At 44.3% G+C, this 26,374-nt stretch carries 12 protein-coding genes and 2 pseudogenes; 4 read left to right on the top strand and 10 right to left on the bottom strand.

Annotated features, from left to right (window positions below):
* Positions 1-16: 16 nt before the first annotated feature.
* Both AB4154_RS17125 and AB4154_RS17120 read right to left on the bottom strand, forming a co-directional pair.
* A pseudogene (locus AB4154_RS17125) lies at positions 17-307 on the bottom strand (hypothetical protein); the annotation flags it as partial.
* A gap of 236 nt (positions 308-543) precedes the next feature.
* Positions 544-969, bottom strand: a complete 426-nt coding sequence (locus tag AB4154_RS17120) for a hypothetical protein (protein WP_004734639.1) — start codon at positions 967-969, stop codon at positions 544-546.
* Positions 970-1,496: 527 nt separating this feature from the next.
* Between AB4154_RS17120 and AB4154_RS17115 the strand changes: the two genes are divergently transcribed.
* The gene (locus AB4154_RS17115) at positions 1,497-1,688 is read left to right on the top strand and encodes a hypothetical protein (RefSeq protein WP_017065380.1); all 192 of its coding nucleotides are present in this window, start codon (positions 1,497-1,499) and stop codon (positions 1,686-1,688) included.
* 206 nt (positions 1,689-1,894) lie between these two features.
* Entirely contained in the window at positions 1,895-2,314 is a 420-nt protein-coding gene (locus AB4154_RS17110; protein WP_017067227.1) for a BLUF domain-containing protein, read from the top strand.
* A 106-nt stretch (positions 2,315-2,420) separates the two neighbouring features.
* On the opposite strand, the gene AB4154_RS17105 is transcribed toward AB4154_RS17110, so the two are convergent.
* The 3 genes from AB4154_RS17105 to AB4154_RS17095 are packed head-to-tail and all read right to left on the bottom strand — an operon-like array spanning position 2,421 to position 17,369.
* Entirely contained in the window at positions 2,421-3,371 is a 951-nt protein-coding gene (locus AB4154_RS17105; RefSeq protein ID WP_372123664.1) for an OmpA family protein, read from the bottom strand.
* Positions 3,372-3,431: 60 nt separating this feature from the next.
* A complete protein-coding gene (locus AB4154_RS17100; protein ID WP_372123662.1) occupies positions 3,432-6,947 on the bottom strand; it encodes a hypothetical protein in 3,516 nt (1,171 codons plus the stop codon).
* 27 nt (positions 6,948-6,974) lie between these two features.
* Positions 6,975-17,369 (bottom strand): hypothetical protein, encoded by a 10,395-nt coding sequence (locus AB4154_RS17095; protein ID WP_372123666.1) that lies wholly within the window; start codon positions 17,367-17,369, stop codon positions 6,975-6,977.
* A 306-nt stretch (positions 17,370-17,675) separates the two neighbouring features.
* On the opposite strand from AB4154_RS17095, the gene AB4154_RS17090 reads away from it, so the two are divergent.
* Positions 17,676-19,535 carry a helix-turn-helix domain-containing protein gene (locus AB4154_RS17090; RefSeq protein WP_372123660.1) on the top strand — a complete coding sequence of 620 codons (1,860 nt, stop codon included), beginning with the start codon at positions 17,676-17,678 and terminating at the stop codon, positions 19,533-19,535.
* A gap of 124 nt (positions 19,536-19,659) precedes the next feature.
* On the opposite strand, the gene AB4154_RS17085 is transcribed toward AB4154_RS17090, so the two are convergent.
* From AB4154_RS17085 to AB4154_RS17065, 5 genes and pseudogenes are all read right to left on the bottom strand, one after another.
* Entirely contained in the window at positions 19,660-20,163 is a 504-nt protein-coding gene (locus AB4154_RS17085; protein ID WP_372123658.1) for a membrane integrity-associated transporter subunit PqiC, read from the bottom strand.
* Positions 20,163-21,782 (bottom strand): annotated as a pseudogene (pqiB, locus tag AB4154_RS17080) (intermembrane transport protein PqiB). The gene AB4154_RS17085 and the pseudogene pqiB overlap by 1 nt, the downstream one beginning before the upstream one ends.
* 24 nt (positions 21,783-21,806) lie before the next feature.
* Entirely contained in the window at positions 21,807-23,054 is a 1,248-nt protein-coding gene (locus AB4154_RS17075; protein ID WP_141710059.1) for a paraquat-inducible protein A, read from the bottom strand.
* A gap of 239 nt (positions 23,055-23,293) precedes the next feature.
* A complete protein-coding gene (locus tag AB4154_RS17070) occupies positions 23,294-24,688 on the bottom strand; it encodes a polysaccharide lyase family 7 protein (RefSeq protein ID WP_136974630.1) in 1,395 nt (464 codons plus the stop codon).
* Positions 24,689-24,903: 215 nt separating this feature from the next.
* The gene (locus tag AB4154_RS17065) at positions 24,904-25,770 is read right to left on the bottom strand and encodes a LysR family transcriptional regulator (protein WP_372123656.1); all 867 of its coding nucleotides are present in this window, start codon (positions 25,768-25,770) and stop codon (positions 24,904-24,906) included.
* Positions 25,771-25,914: 144 nt separating this feature from the next.
* On the opposite strand from AB4154_RS17065, the gene AB4154_RS17060 reads away from it, so the two are divergent.
* The gene (locus AB4154_RS17060; RefSeq protein WP_017060338.1) at positions 25,915-26,289 is read left to right on the top strand and encodes a nuclear transport factor 2 family protein; all 375 of its coding nucleotides are present in this window, start codon (positions 25,915-25,917) and stop codon (positions 26,287-26,289) included.
* Positions 26,290-26,374: the final 85 nt, after the last annotated feature.

Raw genomic sequence — 26,374 nt, 5'->3', positions numbered from 1 at the left:
ATTCAGCGTACCACTACACCTTAGTGACTTTTCTCGTCATAGGGACGCAGGAGTTTTTTAACACCAGATTCGAATAGCTTTCCCATGTCGCTATTTTAGAGGCTATAAATGCTTTGGAATATTCATCTAACACCGATTCATCAACATAAAGGTGGATTTCTGTATTCAAAACCTCGCTCTGTACACAAGTAGGAAACTCGATGCTTTGAGCATTGGAGAGTCGACTATTGCTCAACACTATAATCAAAACACAACCAACTAACTGGATGAGCCTTTTAAAAGAACCCTCACTGACTCGTGTATTCATTTCCACCCTCTCCCTATATTCAAAACCACAAAAAGCATCATAAATGCCGTGACTTAAGATTCATTTTTACCCTCATTACACATATAAGCGTTGGCCTCTCAAAGTAACCTGCACTATCTGTGTTTTTCAGAAAACAAAAAGCTCGCCATGCAATGGCGAGCTTTATTGATTATGAGAGCTTAACGGTTATAAGACCCTGGCATTAACAAGGCCCAAATACGAAGAAATCTAAAGTATTAAGACACCTGATCGCGTAAAGCCAATTCAACGTTTTTCAACACTTTGAACTCTTCTCGAGTACAACCGCGTGCCACGGAAACCCAATGGTCGCCAGTTTCATCGGCTCCTTTAAACTCTGCACGCAACTCATATCTTCGCCATGTAACAAACGCCAAGATAAAGGTCAGTGCAAGCATCGGTAAACCGAACTGAGGAACAAATGCCCAAGTCGCAGCCGAGAGAACTAAAGCCAACGAAACAATATTGATTGCGTTTTCTTTAAGACCCAATTGGCGAATTTCTAACTGTTTGATTTTACGTAAGCTGTACACATCTTTCTTAACTCGGAGTTCGTTAGAGCTCACCAGAAAATCTGATGCTTTGTATGACCTACGAAGTCGCACTAAATTCGCTAACCTGTTGCGTGTTTGATTCTTTTTCATCGCCTTTCTCCATGTTATTAAAGGTTAGTAAAAACTAATATAATCATGAAGTTAATGAACGAGTGCTTATTTTATAAATCAAACTAATATTAAAATCAAGCTTATGCAATTAATAACACTTATAACAACACCGTCTTACATTTGAAATTTTAATAGAAAGAAGGCTTATTAAGGAATCTACTCATCATAAATCGATGTACTTTAGTTAAGTTAGATATAGGCCGATAATATTTCCAATAACCGACCAAACATACCAAACGGCGGGCATAATTCCTCCTGCTTTGTAACCACTTATTTCAACGCGATTTTTGCGACAAACTTCGTGTTCAAGGAATGCTGAACAGTGGTCACATAACGCTCCACTTGTCATAGGTCGCATAACTCCCTTGCCCACTATCCATCCGGCTTTTAAATACCTGAATCACTCAATTGAACATATCAATATAGCTTATCGATTAAGCAATTGATCTCATAATGTAGAGTCTGTACGCTTACACTATGCACACGGTTACCTAATGAAGATCACGATGAACGAACTACTGACATGCGGTATGGAACAGAAACAACGAACAACGGTGACGAGTTTATTCGCAAGAAATGGATTTAAGATCGCAACGACTGACTTTGATGATGTGACTTTCGAACGTGAAAATGTGTTGGTCAACGTTCGATTTGATTCCTCTTCTAACGTTGAATCGATTTCAACTCTAAACAACTAACGAGCTCACAAGCAGGTCGCTAAAATAATTGAATGGCCAACATTCGAGTCATTTTAGCGTATCTTGCAACCTGCCCTTTTCTACTTCATCCCCACCCTCTTCTCTTCCAAAAGCCACCGAGTGACAATTAAATCAATAACTCGCAATTCCATGATCTTGGCTTATATTTATTAATATCCTTTGAAAAAAAATTCGAAATGATGCCTATGTTCCTAACTCGGTTAATTTATGTCAGTACGCTCTGTGAAAGTTGCGATTCTCAGGCTTTGAACGACATTCTTCAGATTTCACACGACCGCAATAAGCAAAGCCATTTAACAGGCCTTCTAAGCCACAATGATAAGTATTTCCTGCAATGTATTGAAGGTTCGAGAACCGCAGTGAACCATACTTACAATCATATCTTGAATGACACGCGACACAAAAACGTCATGATTTTATATTTCAAAGAGATCGATTGTAGGCAGTTTGGTGATTGGTCTATGGGTGATATTCCACAATCTAGCCTAACTGAACTGGTTAATTTACAGTTTTCAACATCAGACCAGTTCAACCCGTATGAGATGTCAGGAGAAAGTGCCTACCGAATGCTTCTGGAATTGAAACAGAATTTGCCATCAGAATAGCTCTTCGACCCAACTTAATCCGTAGAGCAAGCAACAAAAAGCCCCAACGTATGGGGCTTTTTGCGTTTTATTGTAAAGGCAACTATTCGTTATTCTTCGGTGAACTCTAATCGCTCTCGCTGCTCACCGCTTCTTGTTCACTGCCAGCAAGAGCTTGCTGTTCGGCGGTAATATCAGATTCTTTGAACACAATGAACGCGCGGCGGTTTAATGCATCGGCTTTTTCAGAGCGTTCATTAATCGCAGGCTGCAACTTACCAAATGACTTCACTTCCCAGATGAACTGCTTAGGGTCGAGTTTGGTTTTGAGGTATTCAACCACCGTTTCTGCGCGGCGCTCTGCCAGCTTTTCATTGTAAGAAAGTGAACCCGCTTGGTCGGTGTGCCCTGCCACCATTATGCTACCTTGCAGGCCGCTCAACTTAGTTGTGAAGTCATCTAACTGAGTTAGGTCTTCTTGCTTGAGTACTGACTTATCGAAATCGAAGTGCGGCGTCATTGCCATATAAACTTTACGTTCTGGTTTTCGCGGCTCACAGAAAGGCATCTCTTCGTACTTCTGAGCTTCTTCAAACACGATAAATGCACGGCGGTTCTCCGCTCGGTCTTTATCTGTCTTACCAAACAGAAGAGGTTGAGTCTCACCAAGATGTTTCACTTCCCAGTCATATTGCGTTGGGTCTAGTTGCCCTTTCAAATAATCTGCGACCGATTTAGCACGGCGCTGTGAAAGGCGCTCATTATATTCGAAAGAACCCTTGAAATCAGTATGGCCGACAATCGTGATGCGCCCTTTTAAGCCTCTGATCTCTTTAACAAAGGTATCTAAGTTGATCTTGTCGAGGTCGCGTAATTGATATTTATCAAACGCAAAATGCTCTGCGATGGCGATGTGCACCTCACGCTCTGGCGCCAAACACTCGCTTATTAAAAACTTAGACACATCGATGCCAGCAAACTTGTCTCGGTTCTCCTGACTCACATAGGTGTCGGTTGCACAGCCGGAAAGCAGCAAAGTACTCATCACTGCGCTTATTAGGAAAATAATTGTTTTCATCTTACTCTTAACTGTCACTTTGAATTCTCAACTCTTAACTTTCGACCCACTTGGGCAGGCTTAGATCTTACCGACTAAGTTAATGAACACACCAGATGCGTCGTAGTCATCATCATTGGTTAAGTCACTATCAAACGCAGAGAAGTTATAACCAATCCCCATTTTGAAGTTCTCGCCGATGTGCTTGTTCACCGAAACTAATGCACCGTGTTCTAGCTCATCGTTGAGAGTGTCTGTTTTCCAGTGGTATTCACCCGTCACATCCCACTCTTTCATCACACGGTAAGAAGCGCTTAATCCGTATAGGTCGATATCGCTTTTAACCAGCTCATTCGAACCAGATGCTCGTTCAAAAGCTTGCTGTTTGTCTTTATGGGCGTACTTAGTACCGACATCCCAGTGTTGGTCAATCGAATAGATCGCCTCAACTTCAATGATCTGACTGGTTTCGTCTTGATAATCCACATCGCGATCCAGTTGATCGAAATCTGCAATATACGTGTAGCGGCTCAGTAAGTTGAGTCGATCGTTGTAGATCGGACGATACGCGAGGCCGCCAGTGGCTTCGGTAAATTGCGCCATGGTTTCGCCCGAGGTTTCGCTTTCGGTGATGGAGTAGTTGTACTTACCAAATAGCGTGTACTCTTCCGTTAAGTGATGCGTGTAACGGTTGGTCGTCACGATTTGTTGCAGTTCTCGCTGAGCGATGTCAGGGTCGTCTTCACTCTTATCCACTCGATATTCAAATTTGTGGCTTAGGGTGATGTCATCTAGGTCAATTGAAGCATTGAAGCTAATAGATTCACGCTCTGTGGTGATGTTCTCGTCATCTTTAATTTCCCCAAGCTGATAACCGATCCCCATCTCGACATCTTCCGTCACGTCGTAACCAAAGCCGTACGAGTCGATACGGCCATGACCGTCGTTTTCATCAACAAACTGGTTCTCTTGGTAGAAATCGACACTGCTAGTCAGGTCTGCACGCTGACCAACAATCACGTTGTTTTGACCTTCGTAGTTATCATCTACATAAGTTACGTAGGTTGAGTGGTCATCGGTTACATCGTAAGTCACAGTCGCTTCTGCTACTTGGCCTCGGTCGCCATCGGTGTATTCGCCGCCAAGAGACAAGTCTTCCAACACTTGGAATTCAGCGCCAATCGACGCGCTGTCGTTTTCATCATAGTCATCCGACTGATCGACAGTCTTTTGCCCTTTAACGTAAACGCTGTTCTCGCTGTCCCACATGTATTCCAAACGCACGCCCGCTAAGGTCGCATCGCTGTGCTCGTCGTTTTGGTTAAGCTCTTCAGTTTGTTGCCCTGCCGCCGAAACTTTGATGTGCTCGGTGATTTTGACTTGAGTCTCGATCTCAATCGTTTCAGTATCTGTTTCTAGATTACCATCGACATCGCGCTCTTCATTGGTCGAGAAGCGAGAGAGAACCGCCAAGCGATCAGTAGCTTGTAAACGAACTTCAGCACCGTATGCCTCTTGCTCTAGATCATCGCTGCTGCTCGCGTAGCTGTATCCCGCGTCTTTGTCTCGGTACCAAAGCTTAAGGTCATTGCCAACGACACCAAAGATGGTTGGAGCAAGATCGTAAAGGCTAGTCACAGCCGTTATTTGGATACTGTCACCCTCGCGATCTTCTAACGTATCGCCAATTGGCGTAAAGGTTAAACCACCATCGGTAGAGACGAAATTCGACTCGGTTTGCCTGCCTTCACTGTGTGCAAACTCAGCCTTAATGTAGGTACCTTCTGTTGCACGCAACGTTAAGTCCGTACCGTAAGACTCGTAGTCTTGGTTGTCCTTTTCTTGAGTCGCATACGTCACGCCAACACCAACGTAATCGTTGATCCAACCTTTAGCACGACCACCGTAAGACATCGCATCTAATGAATCTGAACCTTGTGGGACGTACTCATAGTCTACAACCAGAAAGTTTTCGTAGTCGTCTCCGTTTTCAATCACGCTGCCAAAGCTGTCGGATAGGATGTTGTCGAGTGGCTTGGTCAAAATAATTCGACCTTGGTACGGGTCAAAGTCATAGTCGACGCCCGGCTCAAGTGGGATTTCATTCTGCACTAGGCCAGATTCATCTTTTACTTTGACGTAAACTTTGTCACTTCCCGGTACCGCTTCACCATGACGAAGGAAGTACAGAGAGCCGCCTGTACCCAAGAACTCATCGTGTGCATACAAGGAATCAGCTTCTGCGGTAAAACCGACCATGTTCAGACGATCTTCACCGTATTGTGTAGTATCGCGAGTGCGATAATCAGCTTTGAAACCATAGAGGCTACGGTTGTAATCGTTGTTCTCAGTGCCTGTTAAACCCGTGTTGTAGTTACCCCACAAGTATTGAGACTTATCGTATTCCACATTGAGGTAAACCTTGCCCTTGGTGTTGACCACTTTTTCGATGTTTGAGCTGTCACCATAGTTACCGTAATAAAGCTCATCGTCGTCTTCGAGGATATCGAACACATCCGAATCGTCTGAGGCGAACGGATGTTTGAACATGTCTTTGATTTCACTTTCTCGCGTATCAAAGTGAGTTGTTACACGAAGTTTGTCGCCAAATTTACCCTGACCAAAGTACGCTAAACGACCTTGGTTATAGATGTCATTTTGATACTGGTCATCGACACTTAATGCATCGCTATTACCAGACACATTATTCTTACCAACATAAAGATCAGCCAAACCGGTTTGTGCGTAGTACGTATCTGGAATACGAACGTACAGCTTGTAACGACGTTCATCACCGTTATCAAACACAACCTTGGTAGGGAAAATGTAGGAGTCTGTTGGTAAGTACTGCTCTGCATATAAGTTGCCATCTTCGACATCAAATTCATCTTCACCGATGATGACTTTATCTACGCCTTTCAAGCCAGTGCCGATGAACTTCGCTAAACCCGCATTGGTCGGGATGTTGTGACGCATCAGCTTTGCCTGTCCGTAACTTTTACCTTTGCTCTCTTCATCGTCGTTATCGTTTCGGTCGATATCGACTTCAGAGTCCGGCTTAACTAAGTCAGTCACACCAACGGTGGTCACATCCATGTTGCCATCTTTGTCCCACACTTTTAGGCGGAACATCAGCTGCTCACCGACCTCAAACTGATAATCAACATCAGTTTGACCATCCCAATTGATGTCAGAGTCGTTCGCCAGTTTATCGCCTTCAAGCACAGCGATTGGCTCAGACAGACCAAAGTCACCCACTCGGTACACTTCCAACTGGTACTTTTTGATGTAGTAACCGTAGTTGGTGGTAATGGTGAAACCGACGCTGTCACGCAGTGTGCCTTGTTCGACTTCTAATTCATCGCTGACACTGACATCTAATACTGGGTCAAAGCGAGTGATGTCACGGCTTGCCCAAATAGCGCCTTGCTCTAAGTAAATACGCGAGCTGTCTTGGTCTTGGTTCGGCTTGGTGATTTCAATGCCAGTCGTCTCAGAACCGAGTTTTTCAAGCTTACCTGTGTCTTTCGCTACCGCCATCACAGGAATGGCCGTTAACACACACGTCGCTAAACGAGACTTACTAAATACTTTCATACAATTTCCAGTTACGGTTCCAATGGCTTACTTCTGTTCACTTTGTTGGTCTTTGCGATGAACGCTAAAGTTGAACTTGGTGAGCTTGTTCGGGGTAATTCGCAACACTTTTGGGTTTTCGCTCACCACTTCCATGGAGGTGGAGAGCGAATCAGTGTCCAACTTCACGAGGAAGTTCTTACCTTTCTTATTGAGTACCCATTGGTCGGGCACGTGGTAACGACCGTACTGGTCTGTGTAAATAACGATTCCCTCAACCGTCATCAACTTAACGCCCGGAATACCATCTTCGTAAATACCTTTGTTCTCGATAACGATTTCCCACAGGTAATCCTCGCCATCGCGATACAGGTTTCTGGTTACGTTGAGGTTTTCCGCGCTCAGTCCCTTTTTCTTGTCCGATTCATGCTTAAACTGAATCTGACCTTGTGCGTCGAACTCGATACGAGAGCCCGCATCGGTTGTGACGTAGAAATCAAAGCTTTGCTGTGTGCGAGTTTTAAATTGAATCACCACTTTGCTGGTTTCTGGCAGTGTTCGGTTCACTGAATGTCCCCAAAGGTCACCAAGCTCCAAACCTTGTTCAAGTGCAGTGGTTATCGCACCATCTTGAATAGCAACGTCTTGACCATCACGAATGATGTGCGTCGAATCAGCGATGTAGCCTTGTGTTGCTAAGTTCGCAGTTAGCTCAACATCAAACGCGGTTGCATCAGCTTGGAATCCATCTTTGTTATGATCTTCAAAAACTTTACCGATGATCGATGAGGTATCGAACACCTTGTCCGGCTCAATGGTCACTTTGGCGGTGTCTTCATTAGAAACAGCCGAGCCATCAACCTTCGCTACTGCGGTGTTGATGTAATCACCAAAAGTGGCACCTACCGAGACACGCAATAAGTAACGAATACGCAGCTTCTCGCCCGGATCAAAGTTCAACGATGTGAACATTAACTTGCCCGTATCTGATGGATCTTGAGAGATAACCTGATCGTCTTCCGTACCGAACTCACCATCAATGCCGCTTAGCACAACTTCTGATGTATCCACGATGTATTTCAGACCACCTGGGTAACGGTCTTCCACAGTCACGTTCTTAAAGTAAGATTCATTGTTGTTCTCAACGATGATCTCGTACTCAACCGCATCACCCACTTGCGCGGTATCTTGCAACGCAGACTTGGTCAGCTCCAACTCTCCAGAATTATCAGGAATCTTCTTGATATGAGTAGTTACACTGTCGCTGGTTTCGGTACCGTCAGATTCGGTCGCCGTAAAGGTATTGGTAATGTCGTCATCCAAGCCCTTACCTAGCGTACCCACGACCTCAAACGCGTAAGCATTTCGTTTGTTGGATTTCAGGTTAACGGTAGTGTCTAAGTCTTTATTCGACGGGAAAGAATGACGCTGAATAACCGCGCCCGAGTCGTCGACTTCCACACCTTCAATTGTCCAATCGATAAAGACTTTATTACCTGTGCTGTTTTGTAGTCCACTGATCTCATCGGTTAGACGAACATTAGCCGCGTTACCTTGACCGTTGTTGGTCACGGCTAAGTAATAAGTGACACTGTCGTCATCTTCGGTGTATTCAGGCTTATCAGAACGTTTTTCAACAACCAGATCAGCACCCACTGGCGGCAAATCCAAAGCAGATACTTGATCTGCCACTGCCTGCATCGAGGTTTCAGAGGCCAACATGCCTTTAGAACGAGCGCGCATCGCTGGGCTACCAGTTAAGTCGAGGTAGTATCCAAGCACATCGATATTAGTCAGCATGTCTTCGTTGACCGTCAATGTGAACGTGTAATCAATCTTGCCGCCCGGCGATATGTCGACCAAGGTGAACAGGTCTTTGTCGTCATCAAAGGTGCCAGGTTGAGTTTCAGCCCCTTCTGATGTTGCCGTTAGTGTCCATTCATCAAACGCATTACTAAAATTACCATCAATATGATCACCCATGGATTCAGAGAACTGGGTGTAAAGCGCGACATCTTTGGCTATACCTCGGCCTATGTTTTGCACCACTAGGTGATACTCAACCGGCTCTCCCGGCACGTAATACGGGGCATCGGTAAACAGCTCAGCTTGAACCACAGCCGCAACTGTTTGAACTGGAGGACTGATAACATCGCCGCCATCTACTTGCGCAGTATTAATGATGTGTCCGGTCGCGGTATCGACTACGGTGCCTTTTGAGCGGAACACAACTGTGCCGTGCGGTGCAATATCCACACTGTACTCAATCGGGCTAATTTGCTCCGTCGTCGTTCCTACCGTGGTTGACTCAACAACCAAAGAAGTGGTTCCAGCAACAAAAGCAGGCCCAGTGGTACCATCGTAATAGCCCACCTCTATCGTGCTCATGTCATCGACAACACTTAAATCGCTGATGTAGTTGTTAGAGGTATTTTCAATGGTAATCAAGAATTCCAGCTCACCACCCGGCTCATACTCGGTTTGTACGTTAGTTTTCGTCGCAACAAACTCAGAGTCTTTCGGTGTCATGACTACCGTTGAGTCTTGTGGTGTTCCGTTATAAGTGATGGTTGCCGTGTTACTGATATCGCCAATCGCCGTCGTACGAATCAACGCCTTAACATGGAATGTCACGGTACTTTGTGGCGCCACATCCATACTCACATCGATATCTTCACTCAAGTCGAACGTCTTGGGAGTGACAACAGAGCGATCATCCGAGGCGTCAAAGCTCACTTCCCATAGTAGGAATGCCGACTCTTGTTTATCCGCGGTCGTGTCGACTTGAATGTCACTGATGATGTCTTGAAGTTGAACACCAGATGCAAACGCATCAGAGCTGTTGGTTACGGTGATGTCGTAGTTAATCAGCTTGGTTACTTCATACGATGGCGTATCAACCGTCTTCTTGACCGAAACCGTCGCTAACACTGGTGTACTGGTAGCACTGTCATCAAATGTTGTGCCGTCAAAGGTCGCTGATGCGATGTTAGTAATATCGCCTGTCGCCAACGGATTAGTCGCAACTTGAATAGTGAAAACAATACTGTCTTGAGGCGCAATATCGAGCGTCTCATGAAGGTCTTCACCACGGGTTGCATCCGGTACTGGGGTTTCACCGGTTGTCGATACCGCCGATATTTGGATTGAAGCAGGGTCAAAAGCTTGTTCAGTCGTACCACCTGCAATCGTGGTTTCAACCGACTTCAGCGCATCTTCAATAGCAACATCTTCAGCCCAACCTAAGCCGTTATTCTTAACGGTCACGGTGTACTGAAGTGTTTCTCCCGGAAGGTACTCTGCTTTATCGACATCTTTAGTGATCTCAACTTGCGCATCTTCTGGAATGTAGGTCGCGTCTGCAGAGTGCTCACCGTCGTCGCTATCAACTTTAACGACGTTAGTGATCTCGCCTTTGGCCTTATCATTAACAGTGTTGGTCACGACAAATGAATAACTGTCACCCGGGTGAATGCTGTAAGTCGCACTATAACCCTGTGCGTTATTAACCACATCTTTGCGAGCGTTCAGGGCTGGATCGCCACTGCCATCAAGCTGTTCGTCGCTAATGATCCAATTACCTGTCAACGCTTGCTCTTGATCTGGGCTGTTAGCCACCTCTGTCATGATGGTATCGATGCGATCCGTCAGGACTTGATCGACAAGGTAACCTTCACCTGTGTTAGCCACGGTGATCTTGTATGAGATAGGTTGACCCGGTTGATACTTAGCATCAGGTTCTGCAATTGGCGTCGTTTCTTTGGTTAGAACCAATTGACCCGACTTCGGAGTGATAAAGCCTTCTCGTAAGCGAGCGATCTTCGAATCGTCCAAACCATGTCGCAGATAAGCCGTATTGGTGAAGCGCCCAATCGCGTCATCTCGTACCTTGCCTTGGACGTGAATACGGACAACTGTGTACTTATCGCCGCCACCCGTACCGGCATCGTCACGCCCTGCCATCTTGATCGATTCGACAGGTAAATCGATGTCTGGACTGTTTTGAGCAACTAGCTTATCTAGCTCTGAAAAATCATTAGCGTCAGGGTCTGACGGCGCCGAGTTATAAAGCACATCGTAATCAACCATCCATTCTGTCAATGCCGTTTTCATTGAGCCATCAACGGTTTCGACTTCAAAGCTTCTGATGATGTCACGAATCGAAAACAGGCCAGAATCCACATCGTCATTGGTGATGTCGATATAGTAATTCACTGTTCCACCCGGCACGTACTCAGGCGTATCCGTCCATTTATCAATCAGGATATTCGAGCGGCCAGGGTTGAGGGCAATATCGTTGGTGTTATCGCCATTCACTTGTGCTGTATTGGTGATGGTACCTGTCGCTGACGTAGAAACTCTGCCTTTCACGTCAAATACAATGTGCTCACCTGGGCGAAGGTCGACAGTTGCATTCAATGGTACACTGCCGTTGTAGTTACCTCGTACGTCATAAGAACCAACAGGTTCCACAGCAATCGCGGTGGTCCATTCAGAGAACGCATCATCACCATCTTCGGTTTTGATGGTATGAATAGCATCGATAACACTCACGTCATTCGCGATGCTATCACCCGTATTCTCTAGCGTAACTTGATACTCAACATCCCCGCGAGGTGCGTAGGTACAGCTACTGCCATCGTTTGAAGGAACAGAACACCCTGCCGATTCACCATCGGTATACACCAAGGTTTTGAAGTAATCGAGCTCAGCATCTTTAGGTGGTATCACTTGCGACGTCGCAGAGCCACTTCCTGCGGTCACTTGGTTCGCATCAATCGTGCCCAAAGCGTCGTCACGAACGACACCGGTTAAGTTAAAGGTCAGCCCTTCTCCCGCGGCAATATCGGTTTCAATGTCAAGGTTGCCACTGGTGTTGTAGCTTGGTACATAAGTATCAATATTGGCATCAATACCATTGCTGACTTCATGGGTCATATCGCCAGAAACAAAAGCGGATTCCGTTTTACCGCCAATCACTTCGACTTGAATGTCTGTGATTGTGTCTTTGATCTGAATATCATTCGCCCAACCGTTTTCCGGGTTTGTGACTACAAATTCATACTCAACTTCGTCACCCGGAAGATAGGTATCACCATCATTGAACGGGTTACCATTGATCGACACAACACGTTTTTCAACACTGGTATTATTTTCAAGCGGCATTAAATTCGCTGTTCGAGCACTACCGTCATACGTCGCTTTATTTTGAATGTCACCCAATGCATCTTCACGAATTTGAGCATGAATAGTGAACGTTAGGCTTTCTTGAGGCGCGATAACAATGTCGTTATCAATATTGATGTTATTGCCCGGAACAAAGTCAATCGCGTCGGTAATAGAGCCTGTCGCAGCCGTTTTATCTAGGCTAACTTCCCAGCCAGCCAAGAACGGTTGTCCAACAGGATCACCACCTGCGGTGGTGCTGTCTTCTGCAATACGAGTTTGAATTTCCGAAATCGCATCTTCTAGGCGAGAACCATATTCTATACCATCACCCGCATTCTTAATCTCAACGCGGTAATAAACCTCACTCTCACCAGAAGCTTGAGAATATTCAGTTTTTTGCGAAGAGAAGCCTGCATCATAAAACGCTTTTTTAGAGAACGTGACTTCAGGATCTGCCATCGTTGATGGTGGCGATACCGCGATCAACTCATTGCCATTGTCTTCGTCGATGAAAGCTTTGTTGGTAAAAGAACCAACCGCTTTCGGACTGATCTTGGCTTTTATGACATAGCGGACAAACGCTGACGATGCAGCTCGGCCAAAGTTGTCTGCCGAGATATCGAAGTGAGTATCAATCGGCTTATTGTCTTGGATTGAGTTATCAACATCTGGGTTGGAAATATCTGAGCTATCAGTGAATGTTTCAATCGTCCAGCTATCAAATGCAGGGCCACGAGTTCCATCAAAGTATTGAGTGTTAATTTGGTCGATGTCATCACGCAAGCTCATATCATCAACGTGGGCGCTCGCAATGTTCTCAATTAAAATTTCATACTCAACATAACCACCTGGCATGTAGTTAGTTGCGCCAACCAGTTCGTTTTCATCCGTGTCGTAATACGCCAGAATGTTCTTTTCAAAATCAACTTTTCGAGCTTCTTGACGAATATCATGAGATATCGTGTCGCCATCGACGGTTAGAACGTTGACAACATCGCCATTGGCTTTGTCATTGATGGTCGCGACGACTTGGTACTCAAGCTTAGCGCCCATCGGGATATCGGCTTCAACATCTAGGTTACTCTTGGTTGATGTGTATACATTGCCAGCACCTGCGCCCGCATCCACATACTCAGAATCGGTTCCAGTTGCGATCGATGTGATGGTCCAATCTGAATACGCTGGTCCTGTCTTACCGTCCACTAAGCTGACCGTAACATCTTCGAGGTTATCGACGATTGGAATATCGTGAGCGTTACCTTTGCCGTCATTCTCAATCACTAAGTGATAGGTCACGGTTTGAGCGGGCTCGTACACCGCTTCATCAGTCGTTTTATCAAAATCTAAATGGTAGTCATCGGGAATCACGACGGTATCTCGATAATGAATATCACCGACCGCATCCGGTCTTACGGTACCTGTTACTGTGTAAGTCACGTCTTCGCCAGCATCGATATCAATCGAGGTTACGATGTCAGTGTCGTTCGCAACATCACCGTCTTTGGTACCATCTGTTGTACCCGCGTTCGCAGGATCGCTCTTAGCAACCGCCACCGTAAACTTGTTTGAACCTACCGAATCATCGAAAAATGGATTACCTGAATTGCCATCTTGTAGCTCCACTGATATGTCATTAATCAGTTCGTTAACGTCTACGTTGTTTCGATAACCATGTCCATCTTGAGAGTTGTACCTAATGGTATAAGTCAACTCATCTCCCGGAGAGTAGCGGTTAATGTTAGTAGTGCGAACAACGCCGCCGTTATTATGTACCTGATGGTTTTCAGCCACGGCACGTTTGGCATACTCACAATCGTCAGTACAACCGGCATTATCATCATGAATCAGCACGGCTTCGTTGCGGATTATGCCGCCGTCTCTGTCCGCTACACCGTTAGATACCGCATTGTCTTTGACATGCGCCTTAATACGCACCGTGACAAAGTCTTTGGCCGGAATTGAAACTGGGAACTCCACATCTTCAGTCGTTTGAGGGCCGAAACCAGAGCCAGTATCAACAGACCAATAGTCAAACGGGTTTTGATTAAGAACATCTTCTACTTCACCATCTTTATCATTCGCTAGCGTAGTAGTGATCTCACTCAGGCGATCCATGAAGATAAGATCGGTCTCATCAGTGTCGCTGTTATTGCCAATAACGATGGTGTAGGTGAGATCTTCACCCGGCGTGTAGCGGACAACATCGGTCGTTTTGGCTAATGAAACATTGATGTCATAGGTACTGTGTGAGTTATCTATTTGAGCGGAAGAGCTGTGGTCACGGTCTGTAATAGGATCGTAAACATCAACACGGTTCGATACTTGTTCTTCTTCATAGTCAGACTTAACAATGCCGCTCACCTCATAGTGAACCCACCCTCCGGGAGTGATATCAACGTCGGTATCGATGTCAGTGTCGTTAGCAATGTCACCGTAACGAGAACCCGGTTTATCTGTGTTGGTCGAACCTACAATTGTCCAACTATTAAAGAAGTTAAGCGCTGAAATACTATCTTGTACCGTTGCGTCATTTGCATAGCCAACACCGCGGTTATAGATATAAATATCGAACGTAGCGCGCTCACCTACAACAAAGTCGGTATTTTGAGCGGTCTTAGCGACTACAAGATTCGGCTCGCTAGGATAGGTACGTACCGTATCCGATAGATTAGTATCTGGTCCCGTCACTGTTGCGGTATTGGTGAATGCTCCCCAAAGAATCTCACTGTCGACACTGCGATCGAGTGTCCCAACAATGGTATAAGTAATCGTCGCACCTGGCGGGATCTGAGCGGTGGCATCCAGATCATTGTTATCCGAGAACGATCCAGGGTCAGTCACGGCTTTCACCCACGGGGAGTCTGCCTCTCTTTCTGCACTGATCGTCCACGAAGAGAACACGGGCTTGGTTTCACCCGGCTCGTGAAGTAACTCTGCTTCTATGGTACTGATTTCATCTTTAACATTGATGTTAGAGGCGAAACCGTTCCCTGCTGGGTTGGTAATGCTGATCGTATAAGTGACAGTATTGGTGGTGTCGGTATACGCGTTTTGTTCGTCATGACCATCAACACGCTTATCCAATACTAAGTAGTAATCTCGTGGGTATGAGCCTCTATCGGAATAAAGTACGCTGTCAACCGTCACTTCATTACGGATTTCATCATCGGCAATGGGGTTTACGGTCGCGGCAATGCTATAAACGATCTTATCGTGTGGAGCTAGCTTTGCCTTCACATCTAAGATCTTTTGATTCTTCTGATTACCTTCTATGTCATCAGTAAAGCCGGGATCACTGTTTGTCGAAATTGAGCCGTCAGAGGCATAAGATTTCGCAGTAATAATCCAGCTCAAATACGCTTTAGTCGGTGTATCATTAATAGACTGAGTCATGACAGAGACTAAATCATCATAAACCGGTATATCAATCGCATAGCCGTCACCGTTATTCTCTACCGTGATGTCGTAGTTCAGGGTACCGCCAGCTGAGTAGTAACGAGAATCCACTTCCTTTTGGACCTTTAATTTCGAGTTTGGCATTTGGACGCCAGAACCCGACTCGCCTAAGTTATCCCCTAAGCACAAGCCGGCATCGGTACCATCATCAACAATCTGCCCCACACTGGTATCTGCCACTTTTGCGGTCAGCTTATAATGAACGAAGCCCTCAGGTGCGAGGTCGACTTTCAAATTGATGTCGTTTGTTGTCCAAGTATTGTAATTAAATGAACCATAATTCGATCCTTCACCACTTCTATCAGCGACTTCAAGCTTCCACTCGGAAAATGCTGAAGCATTAGAGCCATCCGCTTGCTCTGTCACGATACAAGCAAATTTATCGACAACTTCGATATCGTTGGCGAAGAACTCTGTGTCCTTGTTAGAAATAACAATGTCATAGACCACTTCGTTATCACCGACTATCCCCGGAACATAAGTCGTATCTGTGGTGTTCTTATTACGTGTAATTTGACTTGATGACGTCGTCAGAACGTCTTTCGAATCGAGAATATTGGCCAAAGCATCGCCAGAATCTGCGTGGCCATCAGCATCAACCACTCGGGCTGCAACTTGGGGAATTTGACCAATAGACACAGGGCTAACGTCCACCACAACGGAATAAACAATCTGCTCACCGGGATAGATAGACACTTTGTCTTCTAGTGACTTGTTGGACTCCTTTCCAGATGCATTGAGTTCAGAAAGGCTATTAGAACCGATCGAGGTCACTTCATTGGTCCAAAAATCGTAAGGGTTACCAACCGTGTCAGTTGCGTTCTTTTCGTTGCTGACATCGTTACCTAGATCGGTTTCAAGATCCGCAAGAAACTGCTGAACCGAATAATGGTACGCGATACCAGTGTTTGCTTGGTTAGCAACCGTGACCGTATAGGAAAACTCATCGTCGACTAGGTAGTTATCCGATTGGTTCAAGGTATGTGTCAGGGTGATACTAGGCTCAGTGGGTGGAGTGATAACCTCATCAACTGTGACCAAGTCATCGCGTGTTTCAGCGGTTATACCGTCATTAACAATGTCGCCGACTAAATTGTCGGCAACGGTCGCTTGAATTTCGTAAGTCACTGACCCACCTATATCAATCGACGCAGCACTTACTGATAAGTCCCCTGATTCGGCGAAGGTGCCTGGATCGCTTTTGCTGCCTTCAACCTTGCTTACTGAGTTAACGTTGTCAGTAAAGGCTTGTTGCAAAGCCCCTTCAATATTGAGTGCCTTTATGTCTGAAATGACATCTTGAACGTCGATCGTCTGAATAAACGTATCGCCAGTGTTCGAAACTTTAATCTTGTAGGTGAGTTTGTTATTGAGTTGATAGTTCGTCTTATCGACTGAAACAACAACATCATGTTGGTACACACCACGCTGAATGGATTCTGTATTTGATTCAACAGCATCCAATAGTCCAGTGCTCGCACTTGCGACGTTATCAATCGTACCGGCTGCGTCAGCAGAAACGGTGGCGACCATGGTGTAGGTCACCGACCCACCAGCCGCAATACGCACACCTGATGCATCTAAGTTTCCGAAGCGACTGTAATCACCTGGAGATGACAGGAAGGAGGATTGCGCTTGAGTCGAGACTTGCGAGAACGCGCTGACATTATTCCCTTGGTCATCTGTCGTTAAGATATTTAACAGCTCATCCTTAACGTCCAACTCAGCAATAGCTTTATCCGACTCATTCGTTAAAACAAGCGTATAAGCCACCTCTTGGTCGTTGTCATAAGACGCACTGTCAACAGACAGATCCATAACAAGACCCGTTGTGTCCGCATAGGAGGCCAATGGAAACAGCAGAATGGATAAGAAAAAGGCAAGATTGTATCTGAACATTAACGCGCACTTCACAGTAGATTGACAAGTGTCTAGGCAAAAAGCCATAGATTTGACGTCACTAATTTGGCACCTAGCCTATTAGGGACATGCGCAACATACAGTTCAAATAATCCGAACAATTAACATCTGTAAAAAACAAATTACTGAAGATGTTAAATAGAGAATCTGATGTCTAAATTAGAATCAAGACATTGAGTTAATTATCAGAAGGTTAATGTTTTAATGAGTGAGTTTTCACAGTTGTTACGTAACTTCAGAAAGGAACTTCAATTTACACAAACAGAGTTTGCAACCTACTTAAATCAGCTGGACGACGAGTTTAATGCGGTTGACGTCGTAACGATAAATCGTTGGGAAAACAGTAAGGTAAAGCCTAGTACATACAAAGCACTCAAGATCTTACAGTACCTTGGCGGAGATTTGTTTGAGACAATAAAGAGCTTTAAATCCGAACAAAAAGACACACTAATCGAACTGTTTTTAAACGAATCCTATGGCTCATTTCAAAGTAGAATTTCAGCTCTATCAGGCCTGAATCAACAACAAGGCAAACGCAACTTTAAGTCACGGCCTTTAATGTCAGAGCTGTGTGACACTGGCGTTATCGACAGAATCAAACTACTTTCTAAATTCACAAAAGTCGATATTTCGCCACTGGACCAAATTGATTTATATCTCTACTACTGTGAGAAAAAAGCACATGGTCACAAGCTGATCAATGTTGATGGCGACATTGTGAGTCACAACGTAGGCTTTTTCTTTGAAGACCATCAATTTGAAACATTAAAAACTCAAGAGCTAGATCTAAGAATGGCCTGCTCTTTAAATTCAAGCAAAAGCATAAATTATTTTAATATAAGCTCACACTCAGAGACAAAAGATCATGTTATTGAGCATATAGTTTCAGATATACAGTTACTTTCTCAGAACAAAAACATTAAAAAATATTCTGTTTTAGTAAAAGACCCCAATATGATGAGACTCTTGAAGAGTGTGGGGTTTGAAGTATTTAAATTTTCAGAACCTTCTGCTAAAAAATGTAATATTACATTCAAAAATAAATATTATAGCTACTGTATATTAACGATTGATAAAATAGACTATCTGACTAATCGGAACGTAATGTCACTAATCAAAGATGAATATTCTACCATGATGAAATTTCCGCAATTACTGCGCGAAGCGCGCAAGAAATTGAAGTTAACGCAAAAGGGTTTTGCGGCATACATTAATCACTTAGATGATGAATTCAGCTCTGTAGATGTCGTAACGATAAATCGATGGGAAAATAGCAAAGTAAAGCCAAGTAATTACAAAGCCCTAAAGCTATTGGACTGCCTTGGTCTGGACTTGTATACAACGTTGAAATCCTTTGATTCAGAAGATAACGAAGACAGTGCATTACTTGAAGACTTCCTTCGTGAGAGGTTCTTTTCGTTTCAAAGCCGAATATCGTCTATCACTAAAGGGGAAATAGAAGAAGGCTGCGACTGTCAGATCATGCCACTAATGACAGATCAGAATGACAAAGCAGTAATAGATAGAATAAAGCTGATTTCACAATATACAAAGATGGATCCTTCAGCCCTTGATACCATAGATCTGTTTCTCTATTGCAGTGAAAAAAAGGCGCATGGCAGAAAAATGGTCGATGTTAATGGCGATATTATTAGTCATAGCCTAGGTTTTTTCTTCAACGAAGAGGTGTTCGAGCAATACCAAAATAAGCATCTACATATTAAGCAAGCTTGCTCTTTAGATTCTAACCAGAACTTAAATTACATTGTGGTTAGCGGTCACTCTGAGAAGCGCGAACAATCTATTGCGAACCTAATTTCCGATATGAAGCTTCTTGCAAGAAATACTAAGATTAAAAAGTATTCCATGATCATCAAGAACCCAAGTGCATTGGATCTAATGAAAAAACTTGGATTTGAAATCTATAAATTCTCAGAGCCAACAGAAGAAGCCTCTAACATTACGTTTAAAAACAAATCATACACATACTGTATTCTAACAATCGATAAAATAGAGCTACTTAGCAATAAGCATGTTATTGCATTTATTAATAAGTATGGTTAATTTTCAACACGCGTAAACTATAAGAAAGCCACTGTATCAACGGTGGCTTTTTCATATTCTCATTAATTTGATTCGAGGTTCTAAAAATAATATCGACAACCTACTAGATATTACCTTCGGATAATCACGGCAATTGCGACTGAATATCTGCGAGTACCTGATCCAGCCCTTCCCCTAGAGCTTCGACAAGCGATTCATACCCCGACTCTTTCAACGGCACCTTAGAATCGAAATCAGCACGTGCAAGCTCTTGATCTTGCTCGCTCAATATCCAAGTTCCTTTTACTTCAGCATTGCCAGTGTAAGAACCATTGAACTGCTCGAAAGTAATGAGCAGCTCTTTATCCGATTCTCCTGATGCATCGGAAGAGTCAATACGCTCTTCAAGCAGCCCTTCAAGGTTCTCGGCCCAAACATGTTTACGCGCAGAAACCAGTTCATTTTCAGACTTGCGATAAGCTATCCCTATCGTGTCGAGGTAATCCGGCAAATCAACACTAGTTTTGACCTTAAAGATGGGCTTATCCAATGTACTTTCAGGCAAGAGGTACGCGTTAGTACCATCAGTAGGCGCAGCGCACCCCAAGAGCCCGACTGACACAACCAGTGATATAAATTGCTTTCTCATTATTCCACTCCCTTAACTGGAATCGGGTCTTCTTCTACTTCGCTACCGAACACTAACGCATTCGGTTTGTCGTTCAGCACTTTAATCAGTGGGCGAAGCTCTTTTAACACATGTTCTAACTCTTCAGATGCACTGATCAATTGCTTGTAAGCGTCGGAGTCATCATCGTAACTTTCTAATGTCGCCTCAAGTTGCTTCATGGTGTCACTCAGATCTTGTGGTAACGCTTTTGCGCCCTCACTACCCATAAGTTGATCGACACTCTTCAGGGTAGTGTCTAATGATGCAAGCGATCCGTTTAAATTGGCGATAGTCGCGTCTAACGGTAGCTCGTTAATCTTGGTTAGGAAATCGGCGATCTGATTTTGAATTTCGGTTAGACCACCCGCGACAACCGGGAACACAGGGTAACCATCAAATTCTCTGGGTTCGTAAGTCTCCTCATCTTCATAAAAATTAATGTCGACAAACAGCGCTCCCGTGAGCAAGTTACCCGTTTTCAAGGTTGCTCTTAACCCTTCGCCCATTTGCAGCTTGACGCGTTCAGCAAAGGCTTCGGCATTCACGGCTCTAAAGACTTCAGAAACTCGTTCTATTTCCAGCTTGATTAAGATAGGAATACGGTTCGAGACCTTGCCATCTTTATCCATGCGAATTTGTAACGGCACCAATCCTGACACCACGATACTCCACTGGAGCCCCTTTCCTTAAACCTCGAACCGATTCTTCAAATAGCAACACATACTCGATCGATGTCGTGTACTTACCTTGTAAAACCGCGTCGTAATTGTCGTACAGAGTGTACTCTTGAAGGTTCTCTTTTATCTGCAATCCAGGCTTAATACTCTCGGCTACATCAAAGCTCACACCACCAGTCAGGATGCTTTCTATTGATGCAAAGTTAACGTCTAAACCATTCGCACCAAACTTCACATCGATTCCAGAAGATAGCCAAAACTGCGTTTTTTCGAAAATCAGGCCATCATAAGGTGCAAAGATAAACAGTTGGTATTTACCCTCTTTCTTTTCATAGTCAAAGCTTGTTTTCTCAACCCGACCCACCACGAAGCCATGATGCCATGATGCAAGACAGGTTCTCCTACACGCAGTTGATTGGCCTTATTATGTGAAACCACCACACGAATTCCTTTGGTATCTGGTCCCGCGACGGGTGGTGTGTCTAATACATCGAACTTCAATTGAGACTCACTCGATTTACCCGGCTTCAACTCAATGTACGACCCCGACAAAATGGTCTCAAGCCCACTAATGCCATCGGTGCCGACATGGGGCTCAACCACCCAAAACTGGGTTTCTTTATTGATCATGCGTGAGGCTTTCTTGTCTATCTGAGCTTTGGCTATGATGTATTCGTAATTTTCACTCAGCGCGACATCCGTAATAGTGCCCACATGTACATTTTTAGACTTAATTGCTGTCTTTCCAGCTTCGATACCTGAAGCATCAGGCAAGATCAAAGTGATCTCTGGTCCGCGATTGTTGAAGTACTGAAACAACATCCAACAGCCGACCAGAACCGCGATAATGGGCACAATCCAGACCGGAGACAATTCATTTTTTTTTGATACTTTCGCATCTGACGCGCTTTGTTTTTCCATATACCCCACACCTCTACCGAGAGATTATTTCCATATAATTCGAGAATCAAAAATCATTGCCGACAACATAGTGAAAATGACGACGGCAGCAAAAGACAAAGCAGCAGGCCCAGGATAAATCGCCATCAATCCGTCTAATTGAACCAAGGCAACCAGAATGGCAACCACAAAAATATCTATCATTGACCACCGACCAATAAACTCAGTAACACGGTATATTTTGAGAAATCGAGTCGCTTCATCAACAGGTAAGCCCTGAACCCTTTTTGCATTCCAATACAAGTATGCGAGCGCAATCATTTTTGCCATCGGTATAAACACACTGGCAAGCAAGATGATCAAAGCGACTGGGTATGACCCCATATTCCACAGAATGATGACACCTTCGATGATGGTTGAACCTTCACTCGTCCCGAATGCAGACGTATACATCATTGGGTATAGGTTTGCCGGGATGTAAAAAATAATGGATGTGAGTAATAGAGCCCACGCTATCTGAAGGTTTTTGGTCGGATTAAATCGGTGTAGGTGAACATGACAACGAGAGCATTGACTAAGTTGGTCATCATACAAGTGAACCTGCCCACAAACATGACAAACCAAATGCTCATGCTTTTGAAAAAGGCTACCCGTTACCGATTCATGCAACGGCTTAGGTGGGATCAATCGGTCCCAGATCCAATCAAAATCAACCAACGAAATGGTTTTGACCACCAGCATAGCGTAGATACCAAATGCCCAAAACGATATGCCCATAGAGACATCGGCTAGTGCTGCTATTTTAATCAAACTAACCAACACACCAATCAAAAATACATCCACCATGAGCCACGGTTTAACCCAGCTCAAGGTCTTTAAAATGAAGATCGCTAAACGGCTTAGGTTCGGCGAGTGGGTGCGCCTTTTTTCAGTCAACGAATAGAACCAGATCGCGCTAATCAGAAAATAAGCAGGCAGGAAAATAACGGCAAGAAATAAGAGCGCGGCAATCAGTGAATTATCTAACCTATTCATCATATCCACGGCTTGATAAAGGGTTATTTGTTGACTGATACCTTGGACGCTAAATGACATGTAGGGAAAAGTAAGACTCATCACGAGTGTGATCAAACTGGCCACTGCGTAGGCCATCACTCCTTGTCCCTTACTCGCACCGATGCTGCACAATGTATGATGACAACGAGGGCAAGACGCCTCACTGCCCGAAGGTAATTCCCGGAACTGACTGACTAACCCACATTCGATGCATGACTTGGTACAAAGATCAGACAATAACGGCACCTCTTAGCGGTTGATAAGCAACTAGACACTAAGACTAACTATAAGTAAGGGTTGGATTTTTTGCCAATATGCACCCAATTAAACAAATACAGTATGGTAGAAATGAGAGGTAGAGAGGTAGAAAGATAAAAGAAAAGATGACCAATTGGCCACCTCCTTTCAATCATTGAACGAATACAAACCGCAACGAGTTAACTCGCTGCCGTAGCTACGCACTATTTATAGCGTGATCAGTTGTGATTGTTGTCTAACTGATAGAAAGTCACTTGCGCATAATCGCTGTCGTCACTTGAGTTATCTTGCAAGTAGATACCCGCTTTAAAGTACATGTAGTTATCCGCATCGTCATAACCGCTGTTACTCATATCCACTTCTTTTGCCGCTAGCTCTGAGCCATTTTGACTAATGGTAGTAATCAACTTATCACCTTCAACAACAATGGAATACGAGAAGGTTTCATCGAGTGCAATACCGTCACTTGGGTTGCTAGTGCTGTTTAAGTCACCGTCAGACGTCACCATGTTACCTAATAGATTATGCCAAGTTTCATCGCCACCGCTCGATTTCGATGTTTCATGAGCAAAGTAGATTGCGCCTTTGTCGTTGCCTGGCAGTTTATGGTAGTACAGGCGAATAGGTTCGTTTTTCTCAGCGTGGATCTGGCCAATCACGATTCGACCCACTTGTTCAGTGTTCGAAGTAGTTGTTGTCACGTGGTTGATGGCTAACGTCGCATTTAACGTCCCGTCGATACCACCAAAGTCGGACTGGTCACTCGATGGAATAGACGAAAACGCCCAGTTATTGCCTTTACCCGAAGTGGAGTAAGAGGTATCACCGCGGCGAAGCATTTCTCTTAATTCAGTACGAACATATTTTGTTCCGCTAGATGTAGTCACGCCTTCGACTGGCGTGTAAAACACTAAGCCACCATCACTACCGGTATAGAAGAACTCGTCTTCATAACCCGCATCTAGCGTGTTCTCTTTGATAGAAGTCGCGTAGCCGTCACCTTCATCAACGGGAATACTCACATACCAGTCCAGTAAGTCGAAGTTACCTGACGGCGGTAGGTTTGGATCGAGTCCATAGTCAGGGCTATCATTGCCACTGATTTCGACTTCAGTAATATTCGTCCAAACACTTTCAGCACTGTTTTCAAAGACTTTGATACGAATCCAACGAGCCTGAACATCCGTCACATCGTAGGTTTCAAAACCAGATGTGCTGCCACTACTATATCCATAATAAACCTTGTCCCAGCTGCTTGAACTTTCATCAGCGAGCGCTCTGATCTCGAACTTATAAGTTTGCTCTTCGCCTTTACCCCAAGCTATCGCGACGTCTTGAACATTTTGTACCGAGCCTAGGTCAAGCACTAAATTGACGGGCGCATTCTGAGCAGCCCAACGTGATGACCAATCAGTGCTTCCATCAATCGTATTCGATGCTGGGTAAGAGTTGTGCGCTCCGCCCCAGTCTGATGCGGATTGAATGTTCAGTGTTTCAGCCGATACGCCATAAGTAGCCATGGCTAAAAGAACCGCGCACGACAATTGTTTGTAAGGTTTAAATTGGTGAGTTCGAGGTTTGCAAGAGGTAAGTTTGCAAGATTTAAAAGTCATACAAGTCTCCATGATATGTTTCACGTATATTATTTATTCCATATTTTGTAGGGTGTTACCGAAGTAACGAGAACCACTATAGGACAATATTTGTACGACAAGTTGAACAAACATCACGAAAATGAATTATTATATTACAAATGAATAACTATGTGACATGAGCCATTCTTATACCAAACACATCATCTAATAAGACAGCATTATAACGAGAGGCTTTAAACCAAATTACACTTGAGCTTTTCTTCCAACGCTTGGATACACAGCTTGATGGCGATAGGCGTATTTGAAGCGAATGGATTTAGCGCATAAACCGTGTTGGTGGGTAATTCAAAGCTTGGCAGCACGTCGACAACATCACCAAATAACTGAGGAATGCAGAAATCTGGAATCACACCGATACCAACACCTGATTTAATCAGTGCAAGGCAACTGTGGAACGAATTGGTGACGCAACTAGCTTGCTGTTGGTAGACAAAGTCCTGCTCAGTTTGAGAACTAAAATGATGAGTCACCTGCTTTCCCTGCCATGAGTTAGCAATATAAGGAATTGATTCAAGTTCACGCTCTCGCATGCTTTCTACGCCGCACAACACGTCTTTAAACTCGCCTAACCGTTTCTGCTTAAGATTACTGTCGCGCGAGCTACCCACTCGTACCGCGAGATCAATATCGTGCTCCATGAAGTCTAAATGCTGATCGTCGCTTATCAGTTCTGGCTTTAACTTCGGATATTGTTTCATCAGTTCGGCAATAACAGGCGCTACCAATAAATCCATCAAGGCATTCGGAGCTGTGATACGAATCCGGCCTTGTGGCTCTTCTAGCTCGGCTTTTGCCATATCCCAAGCCGATTCAGCGATCACATTGATGTCTTTGCAACTCAAATAAAAGCGCTCACCCATGCTTGTCAAAGTTTGTCTTCGTGTTGTGCGTTTAAGGAGAGAGGCGCCTAACTCTTGTTCTAGAATTTTGAGATGTTGACTGACGACAGATTTAGACAACTCTAACTTTTCAGCCGCAGCCGAGACTGAACCCTGCTCTACGATATGAGCGAAAATCGACATCTGCTTTAGCTTACTCATCTTATTGTTCTCTTTTTACAAACAGTATTTTCTATTATCTCTGTTTTTCAAATCAATTTCCAAGACTAAACTCAATTCAACTTATCGAAATACCAAATAAAAAAGACAGTGCTCGAAACAACAAGACTGTTATGGAGAAAGACAATGTTAGACAACCAAATTTTAGAAGCATGTAAGCAAGGCATTAACGCGTGGCAAAAGGCTTTCAACAACCAAGATGCGAAAGGTTGTGCCGATCAATATACTAAAAGCTGTGTAATGGAAGCGCGTCCATTTGGTACTTTTGAAGGTCATGAAGCGATTCAAGCATTTTGGCAAAACATCATCGACCAAGGTTTCAAAGACGTTGATTACACCGATGTAAAATGGGAAGAGCACCCAGACGGCGGTTACATTCTTACCGCGAGTTGGACAATGAACAAAGCGTTTGGCGTTGTACATCATGAACACTGGGCACTTGAAGCCGATGGCTGCGCTCGCTTAGTCAGCGACAACTTCGAAGTTCAAGGCGAACGCTAGAGCTGTAATTAACAGCTAGAAGCTCAAAAATAGAAACAGAAAACAAAAAGCCAGCAATCCAAATGGACTGCTGGCTTTATAATGT

Source organism: Vibrio sp. 10N.286.51.B11, from assembly GCF_041469245.1.
In the GTDB taxonomy this organism is placed as follows: domain Bacteria; phylum Pseudomonadota; class Gammaproteobacteria; order Enterobacterales; family Vibrionaceae; genus Vibrio; species Vibrio crassostreae_C.
The sequence above is the reverse complement of the archived record's forward strand: the minus strand, read 5'-3'. Positions and strand labels throughout refer to the sequence as shown.

Coding starts and splice junctions, on each gene's coding strand:
- AB4154_RS17120 (WP_004734639.1), bottom strand. CDS start 969: ATGAAAAAGAATCAAACACGCAACAGGTTAGCGAATTTAGTGCGACTT.
- AB4154_RS17115 (WP_017065380.1), top strand. CDS start 1,497: ATGAACGAACTACTGACATGCGGTATGGAACAGAAACAACGAACAACG.
- AB4154_RS17110 (WP_017067227.1), top strand. CDS start 1,895: ATGTTCCTAACTCGGTTAATTTATGTCAGTACGCTCTGTGAAAGTTGC.
- AB4154_RS17105 (WP_372123664.1), bottom strand. CDS start 3,371: ATGAAAACAATTATTTTCCTAATAAGCGCAGTGATGAGTACTTTGCTG.
- AB4154_RS17100 (WP_372123662.1), bottom strand. CDS start 6,947: ATGAAAGTATTTAGTAAGTCTCGTTTAGCGACGTGTGTGTTAACGGCC.
- AB4154_RS17095 (WP_372123666.1), bottom strand. CDS start 17,369: ATGGATCTGTCTGTTGACAGTGCGTCTTATGACAACGACCAAGAGGTG.
- AB4154_RS17090 (WP_372123660.1), top strand. CDS start 17,676: ATGAGTGAGTTTTCACAGTTGTTACGTAACTTCAGAAAGGAACTTCAA.
- AB4154_RS17085 (WP_372123658.1), bottom strand. CDS start 20,163: ATGAGAAAGCAATTTATATCACTGGTTGTGTCAGTCGGGCTCTTGGGG.
- AB4154_RS17070 (WP_136974630.1), bottom strand. CDS start 24,688: ATGACTTTTAAATCTTGCAAACTTACCTCTTGCAAACCTCGAACTCAC.
- AB4154_RS17065 (WP_372123656.1), bottom strand. CDS start 25,770: ATGAGTAAGCTAAAGCAGATGTCGATTTTCGCTCATATCGTAGAGCAG.
- AB4154_RS17060 (WP_017060338.1), top strand. CDS start 25,915: ATGTTAGACAACCAAATTTTAGAAGCATGTAAGCAAGGCATTAACGCG.